At 75.9% G+C, this 18,502-nt stretch carries 2 protein-coding genes; both read right to left on the bottom strand.

Annotation, left to right across the window (positions count from 1 at the left end):
- Positions 1-26: 26 nt before the first annotated feature.
- Positions 27-3,527 carry an amino acid adenylation domain-containing protein gene (locus OG294_RS36255; protein WP_327070809.1) on the bottom strand — a complete coding sequence of 1,167 codons (3,501 nt, stop codon included), beginning with the start codon at positions 3,525-3,527 and terminating at the stop codon, positions 27-29.
- The gene (locus OG294_RS36250; RefSeq protein ID WP_327070808.1) at positions 3,524-18,400 is read right to left on the bottom strand and encodes an SDR family NAD(P)-dependent oxidoreductase; all 14,877 of its coding nucleotides are present in this window, start codon (positions 18,398-18,400) and stop codon (positions 3,524-3,526) included. The genes OG294_RS36255 and OG294_RS36250 overlap by 4 nt, the downstream gene beginning before the upstream one ends.
- Positions 18,401-18,502: the final 102 nt, after the last annotated feature.

The raw sequence follows: 18,502 nt of genomic DNA, 5'->3' as shown, positions 1-18,502 counted from the left end.
GTCTGCGGTGGGTGGGGCGCTCCCGGTCACGGCCGCCCCCGTCGCCGGCCGCGCCGCTGTTCCAGTGCGGCGGTGTCCCGGCCGCGGCGCGGCTGGGCGGCTTTCGCCGGTCCGGCGCCCTCGTCCTCGCCGGCGGCCAGGTGGGCCGCCATCGCCCGGACGCTCGGGTGGCCGAACATGTCCAGCCGGGTGACCGGTCGCCCGAGCCGCTCGCGCAGCACCGCCGCCACCGAGGTCAGCTTGAGCGAATCCCCGCCCAGGTCGAAGAAGTTGTCCTCGGCGCCGACCCAGTCCAGGCCCAGTGCCTCGCACCAGACCTCGGCGATCCGGCGCTCCAGGCCGGTGCGCACCGCCGCCGCGCCGCCCGCGATCCGGGCCACGCCGGGCCTGGGCAGCGCCTTGCGGTCGATCTTGCCGTTCGGCGTGAGCGGCAGCTGCGGCAGCACCACGACGGCGGCCGGGACCATGTAGCCGGGCAGGCCCTCGCGCAGCGCCTCGCGCAGCCCGGCGGGCGGGGCGAGCGCGGCCGTGCCGGTCGCGTAGGCCACCAGGCGGCGCTCGCCGGGCTGGTCCTCGCGGACCAGCGCCACCGCGGCGGTCACCTCGGGCAGCCGGCGCAGCGCGGACTCCACCTCGCCCAGCTCGATCCGGAAGCCGTTCAGCTTGATCTGGCCGTCGATCCGCTCCAGGTACTCCAGCCGGCCGTCCGGCAGGTGGCGCACCAGGTCGCCGGTGCGGTAGGCCCGGCCGGTGCCGCCGGGGGCGGTCACGAAGCGCTCGGCGGTCAGCTCCGGCCGGCCGAGGTAGCCGTCGGCGACGCCGTCCCCCGCGATGTACAGCTCCCCCGGGATGCCGGGCGGCACGGGCAGGCCGCGCTCGTCCAGCACGTGGCAGCGGGTGTTGCCGATCGGACGGCCGACAGTGACCGGCGCACCGGGGTGCACCCGCTCGACGGTCGACCAGATGGTGGTCTCGGTCGGGCCGTACATGTTGTACAACTCGCCGACTCTGGTGACGAGTTGCTCGGCCAGTGCGGTCGGCAGCGGCTCGCCGCCGCAGAGCGCGCGCAAGCGTGGATCGCCGGGCCAGCCGGCCGCGAGCAGCATCTGCCAGGTGGTGGGGGTGGCCTGCAGCACGGTGGGGGCCGAGCGCTCGACCACCTCGCGCAGCGCGAAGCCGTCGGCCGCCACCGCGGCGGGCAGCACCTCGACGGTCCCGCCGCGCACCAGCGGCAGGTAGAGCTCCAGACCGGCGATGTCGAAGCAGACGGTGGTGAGCGCCAGCAGCGAGTCCTGGGAGCCGAAGCCGGGCCGCCGGGCCATCGTCCACAGGAAGTTGACCAGCGCCCGGTGCCCCACCTGGACGCCCTTGGGCACGCCGGTGGAGCCCGAGGTGTAGATGACGTAGGCCGGTGCCTCGGGCACCGAGCGGTCCACGGGCTCGACGGGCGCCTGCTCCGGTGCGCTCCGGGGGGCGGCGAGCACCGGGGTGACCGGGAAGGCCGCGAGCGTCGCGCTCAGCGCCTCGTCGGTGAGCACCAGCCGGGCGCCGGAGTCCGCCAGCATGTGGCCGATCCGGGCCGGCGGGTAGATCGGGTCGATCGGCACGTAGGCAGCGCCGGTCTTCAGCACCGCCAGCAGGCTGATCAGCAGCTCCGGGGAGCGCTCCAGGTAGACGCCGACCAGGGAGCCGGGGCCGGCGCCCAGGTCGATCAACCGCCTGGCCAACTGGTCGGCGCTCTGGTCCAGTTCGCCGTAGCTCAGCTCGCGGTCCGCGAACCGGAGGGCAGGGGCGGCCGGGGCGGCGCTGGCGAGGTCGGCGACGAGTCCGGTCACCGTGCGCCCGCTCGGGTACTCCTCGGCGGTGTCGTTCCAGGCATCCAGCAGCAGCGCGCGCTCGGCGGCGGTCAGCAGCGGCAGGCGGCCCAGCGGCTGTGCCGGTTCGGCCGCCGCGGCGGCGAGCAGGAGCGCGAAGTGTGCACCGAGCCAGCTCTGTTGCGCGTCCGTCAGTTCGCTTCCCTGGAAAAACACTTCGCCGGTCGAGTCGATCCTGATGACCAGCGCCCTGTCGGTGGAGGCGAGTTCGCTGCCGGGCAGCAGGACCGCGACCGGCAGCGCGGCGCGGGCGGCCCCGGCCAGCTGCGGGTGGCGCAGCAGCAGGTCGCGCCGGTAGGGCGGGCGGGACCGCAGCGCGGCGAGCTCGGCGCCGAGCTGCTCGGCCAGCTCAGGGAGGGTGCGCTCCAGCAGCTCCTCCGGGGCCCGCAGCGGCAGTTCGGCCGCCAGCAGGCCCCCGGGCGCACCGCCGGGCACCGGCAGCGCGACGTCGCGCTCGCCGCCGCGGCAGAGCCGGGCCAGGAAGGCGAGCACGGCGGCCAGCGCGAGGGGTGCGGGGTCGGCAGCGGCGGCGCGCAGTGGCTCGGGCAGCACGACCGGGCCCACCGGCCGCTCGTCCTGGCCGAGTTCGCCGAGCCGGCCGAATCGCGGCGGCAGCACGGGCTCCAGCTGCGCGAGGACGCGCAGCCAGCGGCCCTCCGCGCGGTGCGCCGCGCGGCCGTCCGCCGCCAGCCGGGCCACCTCGTCCTCGGTGAGCCCGGTGAAGCGGCCGGCGTGCCGGGTGGCGAGGGTCCCGGCGAGGGCGACCAGGTCGACCCGCTCCCCCGTGAGCCACGCCAGCGCGGTGAGCCGCACGTCCCGGTCGACGGTCGCCACGGTGATCGCCTGCGGCGTGGCGTCGACCACGGTGCCCGGCTCGGCGGTGGAGAGCCGGTCGGTGACCTCCACGCCCTGGACGGCCACCAGGGCCTGTCCGGTCCCTGGGTCGTCGCCGAGGGCGAGCAGCGCGGTGCCGAAGTCGTTGCGCCGGCGGCCGAACGCGGTGGCGCGCACCAGGGCGTCCAGCTCCGCGGCCGGGCGCTGCCAGTCGAAGAGCCCGGCGCGCGGCAGTCCGTCGTACTTGCCGTGGTAGCTGCGCAGTCCGAGGTCCTGCGGGGTGCGGGTCGCCGTGCCGGCCGCCAGCTCGTCGACCAGCTCGGCGAAGGACTCGATGCCCGCCTCGAAGCAGGCCACGTCCAGGTCGTGCACGGTGGCCGCCGGGCCGACGGGGACGGCGCGCTGCTTGAGCACGTCGCCGGTGTCGGCCTCGCTGGTCATCACGTGCCAGGTGACGCCGTGCTGCTTGTCGCCGTCCAGGATGGCCCAGCTGGTGGCGAAGAGACCGGCGTGCCGGGGCAGCGGTCCGTCGTGGAAGTTGACCGGCAACCGGGCGGGCAGCGCCAGCACCTCGTCCGGCAGGATCCGCAGGTTGGCGATGCTGAACAGGTAGTCGAAGCGCAGCGGCGCCAGCCGCTCGGCCAGGTCGGGCCCGAACGGCACGGCCGCCAGCCCCTCGGCCCGGGCCCAGCCGACCAGGTCGTCCGACGGGGAGACCACGGCCGTGACCGTGTGCCCGCGCGCCAGCAGCAGCCTGGTGCACTCGACCAACAGGGCCTCCTCGCCCACCACCACACAGCTGAACGGCTCCGCGCTCATCGTGCGCCTCCTTCGGTCTCGCCGCGCTGGGCGAGCAGTTCGGCCAACAGCTCGTCGACGGCCGCGTCCGACAGGCCCGCCACCAGGCTCTCGACCTCGCCGGCCGGGGCGGGTTCGGGCGCCTGCTCCGGTGCTGGGGCGTTCGCCGGGATCGGGGCCCGGGGCGGGGTCTGGGCCGATGCCGGGGCCGGGGTCCGGTTCGGGGCCGGTGGTGCTTCGGCGCGGAAGTGGTCGGCGAGGCGGCGGATGGTGATCCGCTCGAACAGCAGCGTCGCCGGCTGCGGGCCGTAGACCGCCTCCAGCGCGCGGGTCAGCTCCAGCGTCACCAGCGAGTCCACCCCGTAGTTCTCGAAGGTGAGGTCGGGGTCCAGCTGCTCCGGGGCCATCTCCAGCACCTTGGCGAAGACCGCCGTCACCCGCTCCAGCGCGTCGTCCCGACCGGTTGGAGCCGGGGTCACGGGCTGGAGCTGCGGCTGGAGTCGGGCGTGGTCCGCGATCGGCGCGGCGGCCGGCACCAGGCCGTCGCTGACTGCGGCGATCACGCTCTGGAAGGCCGGGCCCGCCTCCGTGGTGGGCGGGGCCGCGTCCAGGTGGCGGAACCCGCAGGCCGCCAGCGCGTCCCGCCACTGCCGCTCGCTCGCCAGCGGGGAGCCGGGCAGCCGCTGCTCGGGGTCGGCGAAGAGCCACCAGCCGGTGGTCAGGCCGAAGATCAGCGCCAGCTGGTGCTGGGCCCGGGTGCCCTCGACGAGCAGCAGCACGCCGCCGGCCCGCAGCAGCCGCTTGGTCTGCGCCAGGGTGTGGCCCAGCCGGCCGGTGGCGTGGAAGACGTTGGTGCCGAAGACCACGTCGTGCTCGCCGAGCACCACCGGCCCGCCGGACAGCTCCGCCTCGATGTCCAGCACCTCGAACCGTGCGAAGGGGTGCTCCGCGCCGAAGCGCTGGCGCCCCTTGCGGACGAAGGCCGGGGAGACGTCGGTGAAGAGGTAGTCGACCGAGTCGGCGTACGGCGCAAGGGCGGCGAGCACCGCCGCACTGGTCCCGCCGGTCCCGGCACCGACCTCCAGCACCCGCACCGTGCTGCCGGGGGCGGCGGCCAGCCGGGCCTCGACCTGCTCGACGATCAGCCGGCCCACCTCCGCGTTGCAGCGGTCGGTGACCGGGTCGCCCCGGTAGACGGCGGCCACCCGCTCGGGCGAGCCGTCGGGGAAGAGCACCTCCATGGCGCCGATCCGCCCGGTGAGCACCTCGGGCAGCACCGCCAGGCAGTCCCGCAGCAGCTCGGCCACCGGGGCCACGCTCTTCTGACGGTCCATCAGCTCGTCGAGCTCGCGGACCACGTCGGCCTCCCGCTCGACCGCACGGCCAACGCTGCGCACCCGATCGCCCTCGATCCGGAGGTACCCGGCGGCGGCCAGCATGTCGAGCTGCGCCTGGAAGAGCGCGGCGTGCTCGGCCACCACGCCCAGTCGGGCGGCCGTTTCGGCGCGCGATTCGCCGTGCCCGGCCGGCCCGTCGAACAGCCCGGCCCGGTGCAGCGCCGCCGCCAGCAGGCGGTGGGAGATCTCCTCCAGCTCCGCCACTGCGAGCTGATGATCCATCAACTCACCGTCGGGCAGGCCGGTGTGACGGGAGCGGACGACGGGCAGCGCGGCTGGGGCGGTGCCGGGCAGCACGGTCAGGGTGCGGTCCGGTGCGACACCCAGGTTGTCCAGGATCCGCTGGTCGGCGTCGAGCGCCAGCAGTTGGGGCAGTTCGCCGCCCAGTAGCCGCTCGACCACGGCCATGCCGTGCTCCGCCGTCATCGGCCGGATGCCGGCCGCCGCGAAGCGGCGCAGCACCCGCTCGCGCGCCTCGTCGCCACCCGCGTGCCAGTAGCCCAGGTTGAGCACCCGCACCGGGAAGGGCAGGGTGCGGGCGGCGTGCAGCGCGTAGGCGTCGGCGAAGGTGCAGCCCGCCGCGTAGCCCGCCTGGCCGTGGTTGCCCTCGAAGGCGACGCCGGAGGAGTAGAAGAGCACGAAGTCCAGCTGCTCCTGGCGGGTTGCCCGCAGCACGCTCCAGGTGGCGTCCGTCTTGGACTGCAGCGCCGCGCGCAGGTCGGCCTCGGGCAGTTCCCGCACCACCTGGTTGACCAGCACCATCGCGGCGTTGACCACACCGTGCAGGGCGCCGAACTCCCGCTTGGCGAAGGCGATCGCCTCGCCCAGCGCGACCGGGTCGGTGGCGTCCAGCGCGAGGTGGCGCACCTCGGCCCCGGCCGCCGTCAGCTCGGCGATCGTCTCGCGCCGCTGGTCGTCCAGCGGGGAGCGGCCGACCACGACCAGCTTGGCGCCGTAGGCGCGGGCCAGGTACCGGCAGGTGTCCCGCCCCACGGCACCCAGGCCGCCGATGATCAGATAGACCCCGCCGCGCCGCAACCTGCTGCTCTCCAGTGGGAGTTCGACGCGCTCCAGCTCCCGCACCCGCCGCACTCCGCCGCGCACCGAGACCGGCACCGGCCTGGCCGCGAACGGCTCGGCCACCACCTGGGCCACCGCGGTGGCGATCTCGGCCGCGCGCAGGTCCAGCAGCGCGACCCGCAGGTTCGGGAACTCCTTGCCGACCACCATCGCCAGCCCGGCCAGCCCGGCGGCCCAGGGCCGCGAGTCGTCGCCCGGCTCCAGCGGGTGGACGCCGGTGGTGACGACCTTCAGGCCCACCTCGCGCTCCAGCAAGCGGTGCCGGTCCAGTGCGCGCACCAGGCGGTAGAGCGAGACCGCGCTCTCGTCCAGTGCCGCGCGCACGCCCGCACGGTCGGCGGGCTCCCGGTCCGGCTCGGCGCCGAGGAAGTAGATCAGCTCGGGGCCGCCCGCCTCGGTCAGCGCCCGGTCCAGCTGTGCCTCGGTGAGGCCGCCGGGGCCGATCGGCAGCCGCACCAGCCGCGCGCCCCGGTGGGCCTCGGCGAGGCCCGCGGCGAGCGCCCCGTCCGGCCCCGCGGCGTCCAGCCGGGCGCCGACCAGCAGCACCCGGTCGACGGGCGCCGCAGCGCCTGCGGCGGCCCGAGGCGTCCAGGTGGGCCGGTAGCCGACCTGGAGGGGCGGCTTCGCCTCACGGTAGGTCAGGCCGGTGAAGCGCACCCGCACCGCACCCGCCTCGTCCAGCACCAGCACGTCGCAGCGGTCGGGCCCGGTCTCCCGGACGTGCGACCAGCCGGTCGGCGGCACCGGGCCGAAGACCTCCACCCGGTCCACCGCGAAGGGCAGCATCGGCCGGGCCTGCCCGCCCCGGCGCCGTACCAGCAGCGCCGCGACGGTGTGCAGCGCGGCGTCCAGCACGCCGGGGTGCAGCGGGTGGGCCGCCTCCTCGGTGGCCGCGCCGATCCGGCCGAGCACCTGGTCCGGTCCGGTCCACACCTGCTCGACCCGGCGGAAGAACGGCCCGTACGGCAGCCCCTGGCCCGCGAGCAGCCGGTAGAAGGCGTCCCGCTCGGGGCCGGCGGCCAGGCCCGCCCGCAGCACGGCGATGTCCACCGCCTCGGGCGCGGGCGGCGCGGCCACCAGCCGGCCGCGCGAGCGGACGGCGCCGTCGGCGCCCAGCACCTCGTAGCGCTCGCCGTGCTGCTCGTGCTGCTCGTCCTCGAAGCGGACGGTGACCTGCTCCTCGGCCCCGGCCACGGCCAGCGGGGCCAGCCAGCGCACGTCCGCCAGGGCCTGGCCGGTCAGTCCGCCGCGGGCCTCGGCGACCAGGTCGAGGTGCCCGACGCCGGGCAGGATCGGGCGCCCGCCGACCACGTGGTCGCGCAGCACCGGTGCGCCGGCCGGGAGGAGCCGCCGCCAGGTCCGGGAAGTCCGGTCAACTGCCTTACTGGGTACAGTGGTTACCGGTGCGGTGAGGTCCAGCCAGTGCCGGACCCGCTCGAACGGGTAGCTCGGCAGCGGCACCCGGCGCCGGGCGGCCGGGCGCAGCCGGTGCACCAGGTCCCAGTCCAGGGTGATGCCGGAGACCCAGAGCCGGCCCAGCAGGTCGTCCTCGCCCGCCCGCACCTGGGCCGCCAGGAACTCCTCGCCGCCACTGCCCTCGGTGAACAGGCCTTCCAGCGGCGGATGTTGCTTCACCTGCCCGTGGTGCAGCCACTGGCCGACCTCGCCGCGTGCGACGGCGGCGAACCGCTCGGCCGCCTCGGCGAGGTCGGCGGCGACGAAGGCCAGCCGCTCGCCCATCGGCTCCCGGCCCACCCGCAGGGTGAAGGCGAGGTCGGCGAGCCGCACCGGCTGCGCCGGGGCGCTCAGTGCGCGCCCCAACTCGGCCGCGTAGGCGCGCAGTCGGTCCTCGGTGCGGGCCGAGAGCACGATCAGCTCGGGCAGCGGAGGCTGTACAGGCTGCGGAAGCTGCGAGGGCTGCGAGCACTGCGGGGCGAGGTACTCCTCCAGGATCACGTGCGCGTTGGTCCCGCCCGCCCCGAAGGAGCTGACGGCGGCCCGGCGCGGCAGCACCCGGCCGTCGGCGTCGCGCGGCTGCGGCCAGGGTGCGGTCTCCCGCTGCACGGTGAACGGCGAGCGGTCGAAGTCGATGACGGGGTTGGGCTCCTCGGCGTGCAGCGTGGGCAGCAGCGTGCCGTGCCGCAGCTGGAGCACCGCCTTGGTGACACCCGCGATCCCGGCCGCGCCCTCCAGGTGGCCGATCGCGGACTTCACCGAACCCAGCGCGCAGAACCCGGTGTCGGTGGTGTGCCGGGCGAACGCCTGCGCCAGCGCGGTGTGTTCGATCGGGTCGCCGAGCGCGGTGCCGGTGCCGTGCGCCTCCAGGCAGCCGATCGACCGGGCGCTGATGCCCGCGGCGGCCAACGCCTGCTCGACCAGGGCCTGCTGGGCGTGCGGGTTGGGGACGGTGAAGCCGCTGGTGCGCCCGCCGTGGTTGACGGCGGTGGAGCGGATCACGGCGTGGATCGTGTCGCCGTCCGCGACCGCCCGCGAGAGCGGCTTGAGCAGCACCGCGCCGACGCCCTCGCCCGGCACGTACCCGCTGCCGCCCGCGCCGAAGGCCCGGCAGCGGCCGTCGGCGGAGAGCATCGTCTTGCGGCTGAGGTGCACGTACTTGTCCGGGTGCACGGCCACGTTGACGCCACCGGCGATGGCGTAGGAGCACTCGCCGCGGCGGATGCTCTCGCAGGCCTGGTGCAGCGCCACCAGCGAGGCCGAGCAGGCGGTGTCCACCACCACGCTGGGCCCGCGGAAGTCGCCGAAGTAGGAGACCTGGTTGGCGATCGCGGACCGGTTGGCGAGGACCACCTGGTGGTTGCCGCGTGCCGACTCGGCGGCGGCGAGGATGGCGTAGTCGTCCCACATGACGCCGACGAAGACGCCGACGTCGTGCCCCTGGCCACCGAACCGGGGTGCGGGGATGCGCGAGGGCGGGTAGCCCGCGTTCTCCAGCGCCGACCAGGCCGTCTCCAGGAAGAGGCGCTCCTGCGGGTCCATCGAGCGGGCCTGCATCGGCGAGATCTGGAAGAAGAGCGAGTCGAAGGAGTCCACGTCGGACAGGAAGCCGCCCCAGCGGCTGTAACTGCGGCCCGGCGCCGCGGGATCGGCGTCGAACAGCGCCTCGGCGTCCCAGCGGTCGGCGGGGACCTCGGTCACGCAGTCGCGGCCGGCCGCGAGGTTGCGCCAGAACTCGTCCAGGTCGCGGGCCTGCGGGTAGCGCCCGCTGATCCCGATGATCGCGATCGGCTCCTCGGTGGCCGGCTGCGGGCGCACCGGGGTGCTCACGGCGGGGACGGGGGCGGCAACCGGCTCCGCCCGGTGGTGGGTCGGTGCGGGGGCAGCGGTTTCGGGGAACCTGCGGGCCACCGCCTCCGGGTGCTCGGCGAGCAGGTGGTCGGCCAGCTCCTCCACGGTGCGGCACTCGAAGAAGACGGTGCCGCGCAGCCCCGGGAAGTCCTTGCCGAGCAGGGTGTTGGACTCCATGACCAGCACCGAGTCCAGACCGTAGTCGTCGAGCGCGACGCGGCTGTCCAACCGCCCCACGGGCAGCTTGAGCACCCCGGACAGCACCGTGCGCAGGTGCTCGACCACGGCGGCCCGGGTGCGCCGGCCCTCGCTCGCCGGAGCGGTCACCGGCGCGGGGGTGGAGACGGGCGCGGGGGTGGCGAGCGGCGCGGGCCGCGGCGGCTCGCCCAGCAGCGCAGCATCCAGTGCCGCCGCCTCGCCCCAGGCGGGCAGCAGCCAGGGCGCGTCGCCGGCCGTCAGCGCGTGCTCGAAGGCGCCCAGCCCCTGTTCGGCGGTGAGCGCGGGCATGCCGCTGCGCCGGGTGTAGGCGGTCAGCTCCTCCTCGCGCACCAGGGCATCGACCCCGCCGACCGACCAGAGCGGCCAGTCCAGCGCGAGGCTGCGCCCGCTGCGGGCGCCCTCGCGCACCCAGGCCTGGCGGCGCGCGGTGTAGAGGTCGGCGAAGCGGTTCGCCGTGGCGTAGCTCGCCGCGCCGAAGTCGCCGACCAGCGAGGAGACCGAGGAGAAGACCGCGAAGAGGTCGAGGGCGTCCGCGCGGGTCAGCTGGTCCAGCTGGACCAGGCCGCGGGTCTTGGCCGCCAGCACCCGAGCGAAGCGCTCCCGGCCGCCGTCGGTGGCCCGGCCGTCGTCGGCCACCCCGGCCAGGTGGAACACCCCGTGCAGCGCACCGAAGCGCTCCCTGGCCATGGCCAGCGCGGCGGCCAGCTCCTCGGCCCGGGCCACGTCGGCGCGCAGCGCGAGCACCTCGGCGCCGCGCTCGGCCAGCGACTGCTGCCAGCGCGCCGCCTCGGCGTCCGGCGCGGAGCGGCCGATCAGCACCAGGCGGGCCCGGCAACTGCGCGCCAGGTGCTCGGCCAGCAGGCGGCCGATCGCGCCGCTGCCGCCGGTGATCACGTAGACGCCCTGCTCGCGCAGCGGCGAGTCGGCAGCGGCGCCGTCCGGCAGCGGTTGCAGCGCGCGCAGCTCGCGGTCGCCGGCCGGGGTGCGGCGCACCTCCAGCCCGGCGGCGCGCGGCGCGGCGCGCAGCTCGACGGCCAGCGCGGCGGCCAGTTCGGCGGCGGGGGCGCTGGCGGGCAGGCCCAGGGTGAGCAGTTCGAAGCGCGGGGCGATCGCGCCGGTGGAGCGGGCGAACCCGGCCAGCGCGGCGCGGCCCGGGCGGTCCTGCCCGTCGTCCTGCAGGTGGGCGAGCAGGCAGCGCACCCGGCCCCGGAGCGCGCCCGACTCGGCGGCGCGCAGCACCTCCAGCACGGCGAAGCAGGCCTGGTCCAGCTCGGCGTCCAGCGCCAGGGCGTCGGTGGAGTCCTGCCCGAGGGCGGGCGCGTCGGCCAGGCCCGCGACGAACGCCACGTCCAGGCCCGGCAGTTCACCGAGTTCGGGGAGCAACGCGCCGATCCGGTCGGGGTCTTCGGCGATGGTGACGATCCGCTGCCAAGCTCCGGTCGCGGCCAGGGCGGGCTCCAGGCCCGGCAGTTCGCCGACCAGCAGCAGGGTGCCGGCCGTCGCACCGGGCTCCGGCTCGGCGGCGGCATGCCAGTAGGGCTGGTAGGCGCGCGGTGAACCGCTCCCGGGGCTCGGGGCGTTCGGCATCCGGCCGGCGAAGTCCCGCAGCTCGGCGAGCACCTGGCCCTGCTCGTCGTGGACGGTGAGGTCGAAGCGGCGCACCCCGGCGGTCTCCGAGACCAGCCGGGCGTGCGCGTAGACGACGGCGGGCAGCGGGGCGAACAGCTCGACGGCGCCGAGGCTGAACGGCACGGCGAGTTCGCCGGCGCGGGGCGCGGTGCTCCGCCCGGCCCAGTGGCAGGCCCGCAGCGCGCCGTCGAGCAGCGCCGGCGCCGGCTCCACGCCCGCCGCCGCCTCGGGGCCGGACAGCTTCAGCAGCGCCTCGGCCGGGCCGCTGCGGATCTCGTCGATGACCTGGAAGGAGGGGCCGTAGCCGAAGCCCGCGGCCCGGTAGTCGGCGTAGGCGCCGGCCCGGTCGCGCACGGGGGCGAGCCGGGCGCGCAGCGCCGCCAGGTCGGTGGCGGCGGGCGCGGCGGCCGGTCCGGGGACGGCGCGGCCCCGGGCGTGGGTGACCCGGCCCTGCGCGCCCTCGCTGTACACCTCGAAGTCCAGCGCCTGCGGGCCGGGCCGGAAGGCCGCGTAGAGCGCCAGCTCGCCGGCCGGCAGCTCGATCGCGCGGCCCCAGACCACCTCGTGCAGCGCGTGCCCCACGCCCGGCTCGACCAGCGCGGCGGCGGCCCGGACGAACTCCAGGGTGGCCGCGCCGGCGAGCAGCGCCCGGCCCTCGATCACGTGGTCGCGCAGCAGCGGATCGCCCGCGCGCAGCGTCTTGCGCAGCCGCAGCTCCGACACGGTGGACTCGTTGGCGTCCACCAGCGGGTGCAGCGCCTGGGCGCCGGGCGCGGGCGGGGTCAGCTCGATCCAGTAGCGCTCGGCGGCGAACGGGTAGCGCGGCGCGCGCACCCGGCGCGGCGCCGGGCCGGGGCGGTCGGTGTGCTGGGCGGCCCAGTCCACCTCGGCGCCGGCGAGCCAGCGCCTGGCCGGCTCGGCTATCGGCGGGACAGGCCCTGGCGCGAACGCCGCGCCGCCGTCGGTGAGTTCGGGCAGTGGGCCACCGGCGGCGAAGTCGCGCAGCGCGGCGAGGATGCTGGCGCCGTCGGTGGCGAGCACGGCCAGCCGGGCCGCCATGGCCTCGCGGCCCACCTGGCTGGTCCAGCACAGGTCGGCCAGCTCGACGTGCTCGGTGGCCAGGAAGTGCGCCGCCTGCCCCGCGTAGGCGCGCAGCCGCTCCTCGTCACGCGCCGAGAGCAGGAAGAGGACGGGCTCGGCGGTGCGCTGCTCGCCGGCCGGGCGGTCGGCGCGCGGGTCGAGGCGCGGCGACTCGGCCAGCACCAGGTGCGCGTTGGCGCCGCCCGCGCCGAAGGAGCTGAGTCCGGCCCGGCGCGGCTGGTCGCCCGCGGGCCAGTCGGCCGCCTCGCGCTGCACCCGGAACGGCGAGCGGTCGAAGTCGATGTTCGGGTTGAGCTCGGCCGAGTGCAGCGAGGGCACCAGGGTGTGGTGGGCGAACTGGAGCAGCACCTTGGTCAGGCCGGCCATACCGGCCGCGGACTCCAGGTGCCCGACGTTGGACTTGACCGAACCGATCGGCCAGCGGCCCGGCTCGGCACCGGCCGAGCGGTAGGCGTTGGTCAGGCCGGTCAGCTCGATCGGGTCGCCCAGCGAGGTGCCGGTGCCATGGGCCTCGATGTAGCCGATCTGCTCCGGGGCGAGGCCCGCCTGCGCCATCGCGGCGCTCACCGCGCGCTGCTGGGCGTGCGGGCTGGGCACCGTGTAGCCGTTGGTCCGGCCGCCGTGGTTGATCGCGCTGCCCAGGACGACGCCGTGGATCCGGTCGCCGTCGGCCAGCGCCTGCCGGTAGGGCTTCAGCAGGACGGCGCCGACCCCCTCGCCCGGCACGTAGCCGTCGCCGCCCTCGCCGAAGGCGCGGCAGCGGCCGTCGGAGGAGAGGAAGCGGCCCTGGCTGAGGAAGGCGTACTTGTAGGGGTGGACCGAGACGTTGACGCCGCCGGCGATCGCCAGCTCGCTCTCGCCCCGGCGCAGGCTCTCGCAGGCCAGGTGGATCGCGGTCAGCGAGGAGGAGCACATGGTGTCGAGCGCCAGGCTGGGGCCGGACAGGCCGAGGGTGTAGGAGACCCGGTTGGCGATGGTCGCGAACGAGGAGCCGGTCAGCGGGCCGCCGGTGCCCAGCACGTCCAGCGCGCCGTGGAACTGGTACTCGCCGTACATCACGCCGACGTACACGCCCACCGGGCGGCCGGACAGCTCGGCGCGCCGGTAGCCGGCGTCCTCCAGCACGTGCCAGGCGCTCTGCAGGAAGAGCCGCTCCTGGGGGTCCATCAGCTCGGCCTGGCGGGGCGAGATGCCGAAGAAGAGCGGGTCGAAGCGGTCCACGTCGCGCAGGAAGCCGCCCCAGCGGGTGTGGGCGCGGCCGGGTGCGGCCGGGTCGGGGTCGTACCAGCGGTCGCGGTCCCAGCGGTCCTCGGGGATCTCGCTGATGCAGTCGCGGCCCTGGAGCAGGTTGGTCCAGAACTCGTCGAGGTCGTCGGCCATCGGGTATCGGCCGGCCAGGCCGATGATCGCGATCGCGTCGTTCTCGGGGGCGGGCTCGTTCTCGGGGACGGGCTCGGGCTCGGGCTCGGGGGCGATGCCGCGGCGGGTGCGGGCGGTCCGGGCCTGCCGCGGCGCGGCGGCGAGCGCCGGGAGCGCGGTGGTGGACGGGGTTGGCCGGTCGGAGGAGGCGCCGCGCAGGTCGGCGGCGTGCTGCTCGGCGAAGTAGTCGGCCAGCTCGCCCAGGGTCGCGTACTCGAAGAAGAGGGTCTTGGACAGGCCCGCGAAGCGGCGGTCCAGCTGACGGTTGAGCTTGGTGATCATCAGCGAGTCGATGCCGTAGCGGTCGAACGGCGCGGCGGCGGCGAGCTCCGCCGGGTCCAGGCCGGTCTCGGCGGCGATCAGCTCGCGCAGCAGGCGCAGGGCGTCGGCCCGCGGGTCCGCACCGCCGTCCGCACCGGTCTGCGCGGCGCGCTCGGCGGCGGCGCGCTCGGCCGGGGTGGGCGAGGCAGCGGTGGGCGAAGCGGCAGCGGGCGAGGCAGCGGTGGGCGAGGCGGCCGGGGCGAGCGCCGCGGCGATCCGCCCGGTGTCGCCGTAGGCCGCCAGCAGCGCACCGCGGGCGCCGAGGGCCTGCTCCAGCAGGGCCAGCCCGGTGGCGGTGGGCAGCACCCCGAAGCCCGTCCGCCCGGCGATCTCCGCCGCCGCCTCCGCGCTCTGCCGCATCCCGCCCTCGGCCCACATCGGCCAGGCGATCGCGGTCACCCGCGGGCTGCGCTCGGCGTAGGCCTCCAGGAAGGCGTTGGCGTAGGCGTAGTCGCTCTGCCCGGCGCTGCCGATGTGGGCGGCGATCGAGGAGAAGGCGAGGAAGAAGTCGAGCGGATCGTCCGCCGTGGCCTCGTCCAGCGCGCGCAGGCCGGCCACCTTGGGGGCCAGCACGGCGGCGAAGTCGGCGTCGGTCTTGGTGAGGGCGAAGCCGTCGCGCAGCACGCCCGCGGCGTGCACGACTCCGTTGATCGGGCCGAACTCCTCGCGAATCTGCGCCAGTTGCTCGGCGAGCGCGGCGGGGTCGGTGACGTCGACGCGGCGGTGGACGGCCCGCGGGTCGAGCTCCGCGCCGGACAGCTCGCTGCGGCCCAGCAGCACCACCCGGGCATCGGCCCGGCCCAGCAGGAAGCCGGCCACGGCCCGGCCGAGGCCGCCCGCGCCACCGGTGATCAGGTAGAGGCCGCCGTCGCGGACGGCGACCGGCCCGGTGTCCGCCGCCGGGAGATGGTGCGGCAGCTCGCGCCCCGCGGCGGTGTACCGCAGTTCGGCTTCGTGCCCCGGGCCGGCCAGCTCCGCGCGGAGCGCCGCCGCCCCGTCCACACCCTCGGCCAGGCCGACCACCTGGAGCGCGAGCAGCGGGTTCTCCGCCCGCACGGCGCGGGCGAAGCCGGCCAGCGCGGCATACTCCGGCCGCGCGCCAGCGGCATCATGACGGTGCGTCAGCATTACACGGACCGGCGCCTTCGGGCGGCCGCGGAGCAACTGCCGCACCAGGGCCAGCGCCTGGCCGGGCTCGGGCTCATCGGCCAGGACGGTGTCCGGGGCCGCGGCGAGCTGCGCGCCGGGGGCGAGCGCGGTGACCTGCTCGGCCCCCAAGGAGCGCAGCAGCTCGGCGAGTTCGGTGCGACGGTCTGCCTCGGCGGCGACCACCACCGCTCTGCCGATCCGCCGCCCGGGGGCCGTGACCGGCTCGGCCGAGGCCTGCGCCGCGGCCAAGGTCCATCGGCGCTCCAGCAGCGCCGAGTTGTGCGAGCCGGCCAGGACACGGACCGTCAGATCGCGCAGCTCGGCCAGCACCTGCCCGTGCGAGTCCAGCACGGTCAGCTCGGCGTGTGCGGTGCGCTCGCCGAGCCGCCCGAGCGCCACCCGCACCCAGCAGGGCCCGTCGACGGGTGCATGCACGCTCAACTCGCCGAGCGCCAGCGGCAGGAAGCCCTCGGCCGCCGATCCGTAGCAGCGGGCGAGCAGCACCACCAGGGCGTGCAGCGCGCCGTCCAGCAGTGCCGGGTTGAGCAGCGCGCCGGCCAACTCGGCCCCGGCGGGCGGTTCGAGCAGGGCGAGTGCCTCGCCCTCGCCGAGCGCCACCTCCGCAAGCGCCCGCATCCGGGGGCCGTACTCCAGCCCGTGGGACCGCAGTTCGGCGTAGCAGTCCTGGTGCGGGACCACCTCGGTGCACCGTGCGCTCAGCGCGTCGAGGTCGACCGCGACGGGCGGTTCGACGGCGCCGGTGCGGATCTCCCCCGCCGCGTACACCTCGTCCTGCTCGGTGATCTCGAAGCCGACCGCATCGCGCACCCGCCAGAGCGAGACCAGCGCGGTGCGCGGTCCCCGGGCGTAGGAGAGGAGTTGGTCGAAGGAGACGCCGCGCAGTTGGACCGGGCCGCCGCTCTGGAGCTCGCCCGCCGCCCGGGCCAGCTCCAGGTAGCCGACCGCCGGCATCACCGGCTCGCCGCCGACGACGTGGTCGGCCAGGTAGAACTCGCTGCCCGAGCGGGTGCTGCGGTAGGCCAAGGCGTCCAGGGTGGAGACGTTCTCGTCCAGCATGGGGTGCGGGCCCTGACCGGAGACGGTCGCGGCGGGGGCCTTTGGGCCGGTCATCCAGCAGCGCCGACCCTCGAAGGGGTAGGTCGGCAGCGGCACCCGGCCGCGCTGCTGCCCCGCGAACCAGGCCTGCCAGTCGATGCCCGCCCCGGCCTCCCAGGCCCGGGCCACGGCCTCCCGCGGCCCGCCCGCGCGCACCGAGTCGACGCTCAGCACCAGGCCGCGCACCTCCTCCTGCGCCCCGCGCAGCGCGATCCGCGTTCCCTTGGCGGCAGTTGACGCCGCAGTGCTCAGTGCCGCGGCGGTCCCGGCCGCTGCGGCGGCGCCGTCGGCCAGGTCGAGCGCCCCGATCACGCAGGCGGCGGCGCGGGCCGCGAGGCCGTCGCCGTGCACCGCGACCGGGCGCAGGCCCCAGCCGAGCCAGAGCCGGCCGAGCGCGTACTGCAGCGCGAACGCCGCCCCCCGCTCGCCGTGCTCGCCCGCACCGGCCGCGAGGGCGGCCCGGTAATGCTCGGCGAAGACCGGTTCGGTGGCGCACCACTGCTCGGCGAGGTCGCCGGCGCCGGTCACCTGCTCGGTGAGGACGAAGGAGAGCTCACCGCCCGCCGGCTCCGCCGGGATCGTGGACTCCCGCAGCGCACGGGCGAGTTCGGCGCGGTCGGTGCCGCAGACGGCGAGCCGGTACTCGTGCGCGCGGCGGCCCACCGCCAGGGTGTAGCCGATGTCGGCGAGGGTGGCCGCCGGTCCGCCGTCCGGCCGGTCGGCCAGGCTGTCGTCCAGGTGGTCGGCCAGGTGGTGGGCGGCCGTGCGCAGGGCGCTCGACGTCCGCGCGGAGAGCACCAGCACCTGTCGGCCGGCTGCCTCCTCGGCGACCGGCGCCGGCGGCGCCTCCTCCAGGACGGCGTGGGCGTTGGTGCCGCCGATGCCGAAGGAGCTGACCCCGGCGCGCAGCGGGCCCTCCGCCCGCCAGGGCGCGGTGGTGGTGCTGACCGTGAAGGGGCCGGCGGCGAAGTCGATCGCGGGGTTGGCGGTGCGGTAGTTGAGGGTCGGCACCAGCGTGCGGTGCTTCATCATCAGCGCGGTCTTGATCACGCCGGCGACTCCCGCCGCGGCGTCCAGGTGGCCGAGGTTGGACTTCACCGAGCCGATCGCGCAGAATCCGGTCTCCTCGGTCTGTGCCCGGAAGGCCTTGGTGAGCGCGGAGACCTCGACCGGATCGCCGAGCCGCGTGGCGGTGCCGTGCGCCTCCAGATGGCTGATCGAGCGCGGGTCCACCCCGGAGACCGCGTGCGCCTCGCGGATCACGGCGGTCTGGCCGGCGGCGCCGGGCGCGGCGAAACTCACCTTGCCGGAGCCGTCGTTGTTGGTCGCCGTGCCCTTGATGACGGCGTGGACGGTGTCCCGGTCGGCGATGGCGTCGCTGAGCAGCTTGAGTACCAGGACGCCCACGCCGTTGCCGAGCACGGTGCCGCTGGCCTCGGCGTCGAAGGTGCGCACATGCCCGTCCTCGGACAGGATGGCGCCCTCCTCGTAGAGGTAGCCCTTGGTCTGCGGCAGCTTGACGGTGACGCCGCCGGCCAGTGCCATGTCGCACTCGCCGTTGATCAGCCCCTGGCACGCCAGGTGGATGGCGACCAGCGAGGTGGAGCAGGCCGTCTGCACCGTGTAGCTGGGGCCCTTGAGGTCGAGCTTGTAGGAGAGCCGGGTGGCCAGGAAGTCCTTGTCGTTGCCGACCATCACCGCGAAGTGGTTGGAGGTGGTGGTCTGGTCGACGTTGGGCAGCACCTGCTGCTGCAGGTAGGTGTTGATGGCGGCGCCGGCCCAGACGCTGATCAGCCCGTCGTAGCGGGCCGGGTCGTAGCCGGCGTGCTCCAGCGCGGCGTGCCCGGCCGTCAGCAGGATGCGGTGCTGTGGATCGGTGAACTCGGCTTCCGCCGGGGTGAATTCGAAGTACCCGGTGTCGAAGAGGTCCACGTCCGGGAGCACCCCGTGGGCCGGCACGTAGCCCGGGTCGTCCAGCAGCCGGGCGGGCACGCCGGCCGCGGCCAGCTCCTCGCGGCTGAACCGGGTGATGCCCTCGCGCCCCTCGCTCAGCAGTCGCCAGAAGGAGTCCAGGTCGTCCGCGCCGGGAAAGCGCCCGGACATGCCGATGATCGCCACATCCGTCTCGGCCGCGATAGGAACCTCGGGGCTGCTCACTGGCCCAACTCTCCTTCGTCCTGGTCCGTGCGCCCGACCGCACGGGGGCAGCCGGAATCACCCGCGGTGTCCCGGGTGCGAGAATGCGCGACAAAGTGTGCT

This window comes from Kitasatospora sp. NBC_01302 (assembly GCF_035976515.1).
Classification (GTDB): Bacteria; Actinomycetota; Actinomycetes; order Streptomycetales; family Streptomycetaceae; genus Kitasatospora.
The sequence above is the reverse complement of the archived record's forward strand: the minus strand, read 5'-3'. Positions and strand labels throughout refer to the sequence as shown.

Coding starts and splice junctions, on each gene's coding strand:
- OG294_RS36255 (WP_327070809.1), bottom strand. CDS start 3,527: ATGAGCGCGGAGCCGTTCAGCTGTGTGGTGGTGGGCGAGGAGGCCCTG.